Raw genomic sequence first — 303 nt, 5'->3', positions numbered from 1 at the left:
GGCCATCACCCCCATGGTGATGTCACTGATACGGAACAGGCCGATAAAAGCGAGAATCAGCAGAGCGAAGCGGCCATTGCGCTGGAAGAATTCCAGAAACGGACAGATCACCGCACCGATTAACGTGCGCTGCCACAGCGGGCGCTCAGCCATGTGCATTGGCCGCCCCATGATTTCGTCGACGATATGGTTTTCGCTGATGATGCGCTGCTGCGCCGATTCATGCTCAGGCTCATCGGCCCACAGCAGTGCCAACACGGCCAGCGCCATCGTGGCGGCCATACACAGATACGCCAGCGACCA

General features: G+C 59.1%; 1 pseudogene. It reads right to left on the bottom strand.

The window, feature by feature from the left end:
- A pseudogene (locus B2Z72_RS05030) lies at positions 1-303 on the bottom strand (AmpG family muropeptide MFS transporter); the annotation flags it as partial.

This window comes from Thalassolituus sp. UBA6592 (assembly GCF_002433655.1).
GTDB lineage: Bacteria > Pseudomonadota > Gammaproteobacteria > Pseudomonadales > Oceanobacteraceae > Venatoribacter.
Note: the sequence above shows the minus strand (reverse complement) of the source record. Positions and strands in the feature narration are given on the sequence as shown.